Source organism: Bradyrhizobium sp. ORS 375 (assembly GCF_000239775.1).
In the GTDB taxonomy this organism is placed as follows: domain Bacteria; phylum Pseudomonadota; class Alphaproteobacteria; order Rhizobiales; family Xanthobacteraceae; genus Bradyrhizobium.
This window is the reverse complement of record NZ_CAFI01000047.1, coordinates 1-6,741: the sequence shown is the minus strand read 5'-3', so window position 1 is coordinate 6,741 and position 6,741 is coordinate 1. Positions and strand designations below refer to the sequence as shown.

General features: G+C 65.7%; 5 protein-coding genes. All 5 read left to right on the top strand.

Annotated features, from left to right (window positions below; translation table 11 throughout):
* Positions 1–30: 30 nt before the first annotated feature.
* The 5 genes from pimA to BRAO375_RS04095 all read left to right on the top strand — a co-directional run bounded on the left by pimA (position 31) and on the right by BRAO375_RS04095 (position 6,658).
* Positions 31–1,695 carry a dicarboxylate--CoA ligase PimA gene (pimA, locus tag BRAO375_RS04115; RefSeq protein ID WP_009026195.1) on the top strand — a complete coding sequence of 555 codons (1,665 nt, stop codon included), beginning with the start codon at positions 31–33 and terminating at the stop codon, positions 1,693–1,695.
* Between the two features lie 19 nt (positions 1,696–1,714).
* Positions 1,715–2,902 carry an acetyl-CoA C-acyltransferase gene (locus BRAO375_RS04110; protein ID WP_009026194.1) on the top strand — a complete coding sequence of 396 codons (1,188 nt, stop codon included), beginning with the start codon at positions 1,715–1,717 and terminating at the stop codon, positions 2,900–2,902.
* A gap of 227 nt (positions 2,903–3,129) precedes the next feature.
* Positions 3,130–4,320, top strand: a complete 1,191-nt coding sequence (gene pimC / locus BRAO375_RS04105; protein ID WP_009026193.1) for a pimeloyl-CoA dehydrogenase large subunit — start codon at positions 3,130–3,132, stop codon at positions 4,318–4,320.
* A 184-nt stretch (positions 4,321–4,504) separates the two neighbouring features.
* Positions 4,505–5,647, top strand: coding sequence for a pimeloyl-CoA dehydrogenase small subunit (pimD, locus tag BRAO375_RS04100; protein ID WP_009026192.1), 1,143 nt, complete (start codon positions 4,505–4,507; stop codon positions 5,645–5,647).
* A 237-nt stretch (positions 5,648–5,884) separates the two neighbouring features.
* Positions 5,885–6,658, top strand: coding sequence for an SDR family NAD(P)-dependent oxidoreductase (locus BRAO375_RS04095; protein ID WP_009026190.1), 774 nt, complete (start codon positions 5,885–5,887; stop codon positions 6,656–6,658).
* The last annotated feature ends 83 nt before the right edge of the window (positions 6,659–6,741 follow it).

The window sequence follows — 6,741 nt, the reverse complement described above, 5'->3', positions numbered from 1 at the left end:
CTACCTTACGCCAACGGAAGTCGAGTTTGCATGACCCATCCCGGCGAACAGTTTTATCCCGAAGGCGTCCGCTGGGACGCGCCGCTCGCGCGCGGCACCTTGCCGGATCTGCTGGCGACGGCCGTTGGTGACTTCGGCGATCGCCCTGCGCTCGAGTTCCGTGATCGACCGATCAGCTTCAACGAGCTGTCAGCTCTCGTCGACCAGGCCGCCGCGGCCTTCCTGCGCGCGGGCTACGGCAAGGGTGCCTCGATCGCGCTGTTCCTCGGCAACTCGCCGGATCATCCGATCAACTTCTTCGGCGCGCTCAAGGCCGGCGCCCGCGTCGTGCATCTGTCGCCGCTCGACGGTGAAATCGCGCTGTCGCACAAGCTCAGCGATTCCGGCGCGCGCATCCTGGTGACGTCGAACCTGTCGGCGCTGCTGCCGATGGCGCTGAAGTTCCTGGCCAAGGGCCTGCTCGACCGCCTCATCGTCTGTGAGGATGATCATTGGGGCAAGGTCGGCACGCCGCAGACGGCGCTGCCGGACAGCCCCGCCGTGATCACGCATCGCGCCTTCGTCGAGGGCGCGGTGGCGCCGGCGGCGTGGCCCACGATCTCGCCCGACGACATCGCGCTGCTGCAATACACCGGCGGCACCACCGGCCTGCCCAAGGGCGCCATGCTGACGCATGGCAATCTCACCTCGGCGGTGTCGATCATCGAGATCTGGAGCCGCGCCACCCGCACCCAGCATGACGGCGGCGACCGCGTCATCTGCGTGCTGCCGCTGTTCCACATCTACGCTCTGACAGTCGTGCTGCTGACCGCGCTGCGCATCGGCAGCCTGGTGTCGCTGCATCAACGCTTCGATCTCGAAGCCGTCATGCGCGACATCGAGGTGAAGCGCGCGACCTATTTCCCGGGCGTGCCGACGATGTGGATCGCGATCGCCAATCTGCCCGATCTCGACAAGCGCGATCTGTCGTCGCTGACCAGCGTCGGCTCCGGCGGCGCGCCGCTGCCGGTCGAGGTCGCCCGCATCCTGGAGCGCCGCGTCGGCATGAAGCTGAAGAGCGGCTGGGGCATGACCGAGACCTGCTCGCCCGGCACCAGCCATCCGAAGGAGGGGCCAGACAAGCCGGGCTCGATCGGCATCGCGTTGCCCGGCATCGAGATGGACGTCGTGTCGCTCGAGGATCCCTCGAAGGTGCTCGGGATCAACGAGGTCGGCGAAATCCGCGTCAAGGGACCGAACGTCACCAGGGGCTACTGGAACAGGCCGGAAGAATCGGCGCAGTCCTTCGTCGGCGACCATTTCCTGACCGGTGACATCGGCTATGTCGACGCCGACGGCTTCTACTTCCTGGTCGACCGCAAGAAGGACATGATCATTTCCGGCGGCTTCAACGTCTATCCGCAGATGATCGAGCAGGCGATCTACACGCATCCTGCCGTGCAGGAAGTGATCGTGATCGGCATCCCCGATGCCTATCGCGGCGAGGCCGCGAAAGCCTTCATCAAGCTGCGCGACGGCTTCGCGCCGTTCCCGGTCGAGGAGCTCCGCGACTTCCTCACCGGCAAGCTCGGCAAGCACGAATTGCCGGCGGCCGTCGAGTTCGTCGACGAACTGCCGCGCACGCCGGTCGGCAAATTGTCGCGTCACGAATTGCGCCAGCAGCAATCTTCAACATCTCACAGCAAACAGTCGTAACAACAACAGGAGGTCGTCCATGACCGATGCCGTCATCGTTTCCACCGCCCGCACGCCGATCGGCAAGGCCTATCGCGGCGCGCTCAATGCCACCGGGGGCGCGACGCTGCTCGGCCACGCCATCGGCGAGGCCGTCAAGCGCGCCAAGATCGATCCCTCCGAGGTCGAGGACGTCGTGATGGGCGCGGCCCTGCAGCAGGGCTCGACCGGCGGCAACATCGCGCGCAAGGCATTGCTGCGCGCCGGCCTGCCGGTGTCGGTCGGCGGCACCACGATCGACCGCCAGTGCGCGTCGGGCCTGCAGGCGATCGCGCTCGCCGCGCGTTCGGTGATCTTCGACGGCGTCGAGATCGCGGTCGGCGGCGGCGGCGAGTCGATTTCGCTGGTTCAGAACGACAAGATGAACAGCTTCCAGGCCACCGACCCGGCGCTGCTCGAGATCAAGGGCGATGTCTATATGCCGATGATCGACACCGCCGAGGTCGTCGCCAAGCGCTACGGCATCTCGCGCGAGCGCCAGGACGAATATGCGCTGGAGAGCCAGCGCCGCACCGCAGCCGCGCAGCAGGGCGGCAAGTTCAACGAGGAGCTGGCGCCGATCTCGACCAAGATGGCCGTGACCGACAAGGCCACCGGCAACATCTCGTTCAAGGATATCACCCTGTCGCAGGACGAAGGTCCGCGTCCCGAGACGACGGCTGAGGGTCTCGCGGGCCTCAAGGCCGTGCGCGGCGACGGCTTCACCATCACCGCCGGCAATGCCAGCCAGCTGTCCGACGGCGCCTCGGCCTCGGTGATCATGAGCGACAAGGAAGCCGCCAAGCGCGGCCTGCAGCCGCTCGGCATCTTCCGCGGCTTCGTGGCGCACGGCTGCGAGCCGGACGAGATGGGCATCGGCCCGGTGTTCGCGGTGCCGCGCCTGCTGAAGCGCCACGGCCTCACGGTCGACGACATCGGCCTGTGGGAGCTCAACGAGGCGTTCGCGGTGCAGGTGCTGTACTGCCGTGACAAGCTCGGCATCGATCCGGAGAAGATCAACGTCAATGGCGGCGCGATCTCGGTCGGCCATCCCTACGGCATGTCGGGCGCGCGCCTCACCGGCCACGCCCTGATCGAAGGCCGCCGCCGCAAGGCCAAATACGCCGTCGTCACCATGTGCGTCGGCGGCGGCATGGGCGCCGCCGGCCTGTTCGAGGTGCTGCAGTAAGAACGAGAGGTCCCGGGCGAAGCTCGCGCGGGATTATTTTAAGGTGTCGTCCCGGACAAGCCTGCAAGCGCAACGCGCTTGCGGGCGCAGATCCGGGACCCATACCGCGTGATGTCGCTTGGGCATGATGGCAGACGCCTTTCGCCCCAACGCCCGCCGGTGGTTATGGGTCCCGGCGTTCGCCGGGACGACGAAACGAACGATCGCGATACTAACGGGAGGATCCAATGGATCTTGCATTCACGAAGGAAGAGCAGGCGTTCCGCGAGGAGGTCCGGCAGTTCTTCAAGGACAACGTGCCCGCGGAGACGCGGCGCAAGATGGTCGAGGGCCGGCATCTGTCGAAAGACGAGATGGTGACCTGGTGGCGCATTCTCAACAAGAAGGGTTGGGGCGTGTCGCACTGGCCGAAGGAATATGGCGGCACCGGCTGGACCTCGGTGCAGCACTACATCTTCAACGAGGAACTGCAGGCCTATCCCGCGCCGCAGCCGCTCGCCTTCGGCGTCAGCATGGTCGGCCCGGTCATCTACACCTTCGGCAATGAGGAGCAGAAGAAGAAGTACCTGCCGCGCATCGCCAATGTCGACGACTGGTGGTGCCAGGGCTTCTCCGAGCCGGGCTCGGGCTCCGACCTCGCCTCGCTGAAGACCAAGGCCGAGCGCCGCGGCGACAAGTGGATCATCAACGGCCAGAAGACCTGGACCACGCTCGCCCAGCACGCCGACATGATCTTCTGCCTGTGCCGCACCGATCCCTCCGCCAAGAAGCAGATGGGCATCTCCTTCATCGTCTTCAGCATGAAGTCGAAGGGCGTGACGGTGCGTCCGATCCAGACCATCGACGGCGGCCACGAGGTCAACGAGGTGTTCTTCGACGACGTCGAGGTGCCCATCGAGAACCTGATCGGCGAGGAGAACAAGGGCTGGGACTACGCCAAGTTCCTGCTCGGCAATGAGCGCACGGGGATTGCCCGCGTCGGTGTGTCCAAGGAGCGCATCCGCCGCATCAAGGAGCTTGCCGCCAAGGTCGAGTCCGGCGGCCGCCCCGTGCTGGAGGATCCGTCGTTCCGCGAGAAGCTGACCGCATGCGAGGTCGAGCTGAAGGCGCTGGAACTGACGCAGCTGCGCGTCGTCGCCGATGAGGGCAAGCACGGCAAGGGCAAGCCCAACCCGGCCTCCTCGGTGCTCAAGATCAAGGGCTCCGAGATCCAGCAGACCACCACCGAGCTGTTGATGGAAGTCATCGGCCCGTTCGCCGCGCCCTACGACATCCATGGCGACGACGACAGCAACGAGACGATGGATTGGACCGCCCAGATCGCGCCGAGCTACTTCAACAACCGCAAGGTCTCGATCTACGGCGGCTCCAACGAGATCCAGCGCAACATCATCGCCAAGGCGGTGCTGGGTCTGTAGTTCGGCTGGTCCGACATAACAGGTGTCGTCCCCCGCGCAGGTGGGGGACCCAGTACGCCGCGGCAGCTGTGATTGATCACAGATGCCGGCGATTACTGGATCCCCGCCTTCGCGGGGATGACAGCGGAATGAATGGCGACAGTGGCGCCCACAACAAACGCACGCGTTCGAGAGAGCAACTCACATGGATTTTGATCTCACCGAGGAGCAGCGCCTCCTCAAGGACAGCATCGACGGCCTGCTGGCCGATGCCTACGATTTCGACAAGCGCAAGCTGTACATGAAGGAGAAGGGCGGCTGGAGCCAGGCGATCTGGTCCAAGCTCGCCGAGCAGGGCCTGCTCGGCCTGCCGTTCTCCGAGGAAGATGGCGGCTTCGGCGCCGGCGGCGTCGAGACCATGATCGTGATGGAGGCGATGGGCCGCGCGCTGGTGCTCGAGCCGTATCTCGCGACCGTGGTGCTGTCGGGCGGCTTCCTCCGCCATGGCGGCTCGGCGGCGCAGAAGGCCGCGCATCTGCCTGATATCATCGACGGCAGCAAGACGTTTGCGTTCGCCCAGCTCGAGAAGCAGTCGCGCTACGACCTGTTCGATGTCGCGACCTCCGCCAAGAAGAAGGGCGACGGCTATGTCATCGACGGCGAGAAGTTCGTCGTGCTCAACGGCGAGAACGCCGATACGCTGATCGTCACCGCGCGCACCTCCGGCGGCCAGCGCGACAAGTCCGGCATCGGCCTGTTCATCGTGCCCGCTGATGCGAAGGGCGTCACCCGCAAGGGCTATCCGACCCAGGACGGCTTGCACGCCGCCGACATCACCTTCACCGGCGTGGAAGTGGGCGCTGACGCTGCGATCGGCGATGCCGCGAATGCCCTTCCGCTGATCGAGCGCGTCGTCGACGAGGCCCGCATCGCGCTGTGCGCCGAAGCGGTCGGCCTGATGGACGAATCGCTCAAGACCACGGTCGAGTACATCAAGACGCGCAAGCAGTTCGGCGTCGCGATCGGCTCGTTCCAATCGCTGCAGCACCGCGCCTCCGACATGTTCGTGGCGCTGGAGCAGGCCCGCTCGATGTCGATGTTCGCCACCATGGCCGCCGAGTTCGACGACGCCAAGGAGCGCGCCACCTCGATCGCCGCTGCCAAGGTGCAGATCGGCAAATCGGGCAAGTTCGTCGGCCAGCAGGCGATCCAGCTCCATGGCGGCATCGGCATGACGATGGAGGCCAAGATCGGCCACTACTTCAAGCGCCTGACCATGATCGAGAGCACCTTCGGCGACACCGACTACCACATGCGCCGCGTTAGCGAGGCCGGTGGGCTGATCTAGGAAACTCGTCGTTGCCGGGCTTGACCCGGCAACCCATCGCTTTCGAAAAATGATGGATGCGCGGGTCAAGCCCGCGCATGACGATCTGAGGCTCTTCGGTGCCTACGATGGCTTGGCTCCGATGTGGTTTGATTTTTGAGCCGTCATTGCGAGCGAAGCGAAGCAATCCAGGGCGTCATGCGTTGCCCTGGATTGCTTCGTCGCTTCGCTCCTCGCAATGACGCGGAGGAAGCAGACATGACCCCCAATCCCTTCAACCTGTCAGGCCAGGTCGCGGTCATCACCGGGTCCAGCCGCGGCATCGGCCGCGCGTCGGCGGAGCTGCTGGCGCAGCTCGGCGCCAAGGTGGTGATCTCCAGCCGCAAGGCGGACGCCTGCGAGGAGGTCGCGGCCGGCATCCGCGCCAATGGCGGCGATGCGCATGTCATTGCCTGCAACATCTCGCGCCGGGCTGAGGTCGATGCGCTGATCGACGGCGCCGTCAAGCATTACGGCCAGGTCGACATCCTCGTCTGCAACGCCGCGGTGAATCCCTATTACGGCCCGCTGCTCGACATCATGGACGAGGCCTTCGACAAGATCATGGCCTCCAACGTGAAGAGCAATCTCTGGCTCTGCGCCAAGGCGATCCCGCCGATGGCCGCGCGCGGCAAGGGCTCGGTGATCATCGTCTCCTCGATCGGCGGCCTGCGCGGCTCGACCGTGATCGGCGCCTACGGCATCTCCAAGGCCGCCGACTTCGCGCTGTGCCGCAGCCTCGCCGGCGAATGGGGCCCGCAGGGCGTGCGCATCAACTGCGTCGCGCCCGGCCTGATCAAGACCGACTTCGCCCGCGCGCTGTGGGAGGACGAAGCCCGCCTGAAGCAGCGCTGCGCGACGACGCCCCTGCGCCGCATCGGCGAGCCGCACGAGATCGCCGGCGCGGTGGCGTATCTCGCATCGGATGCGTCGACCTTCATGACGGGACAGACCATCGTCGTCGACGGCGGTGTGACGACGGCGGCGGTGTAGGGGCGTTCAAGGCTGAGTAGCGGCTTACGTTCGTCCTCACCCTCCCCTGGAGGGGGAGGGTCGCCTCACGCCGAGCGAAGCGA

Bases quoted from the DNA above. Each gene is read 5' to 3' on its own strand.
- pimC (WP_009026193.1), top strand. From the start codon at position 3,130: ATGGATCTTGCATTCACGAAGGAAGAGCAGGCGTTCCGCGAGGAGGTC.
- BRAO375_RS04110 (WP_009026194.1), top strand. From the start codon at position 1,715: ATGACCGATGCCGTCATCGTTTCCACCGCCCGCACGCCGATCGGCAAG.
- BRAO375_RS04095 (WP_009026190.1), top strand. From the start codon at position 5,885: ATGACCCCCAATCCCTTCAACCTGTCAGGCCAGGTCGCGGTCATCACC.
- pimD (WP_009026192.1), top strand. From the start codon at position 4,505: ATGGATTTTGATCTCACCGAGGAGCAGCGCCTCCTCAAGGACAGCATC.
- pimA (WP_009026195.1), top strand. From the start codon at position 31: ATGACCCATCCCGGCGAACAGTTTTATCCCGAAGGCGTCCGCTGGGAC.